Here is a 265-nt window from a genome sequence, read left to right on the forward strand (position 1 = left end):
TTTGCATTTGTTTATCAAAAAGAAGAAAGCATACCTCAAAAACAAAAAGATATCAGAGATGACAGATGGAAAATCGTGCATGAAATAGTTTCGCTTGAACCAGATATTTACGATAAACAAAAAAGAGGAAAATTGGTAGCAGAGACATGTGAGCGTACAAAGAAAATTAAGAGTGTGATTTATAGTTACCTAAGGCAGTATTGGAAACGGGGAAAGGTGAAAAATGCATTGCTACCAGATTATCGAAATTCAGGAGGGCGTGGTA

Annotated in this window: 1 pseudogene; it reads left to right on the forward strand. The window is 35.5% G+C overall.

Annotation, left to right across the window (positions count from 1 at the left end):
- Positions 1 to 265: pseudogene (locus KVT27_RS24955) on the forward strand (hypothetical protein); the annotation flags it as partial.

The organism is Lysinibacillus sp. GbtcB16 (assembly GCF_019091145.1).
GTDB classification, from domain to species: domain Bacteria; phylum Bacillota; class Bacilli; order Bacillales_A; family Planococcaceae; genus Lysinibacillus; species Lysinibacillus fusiformis.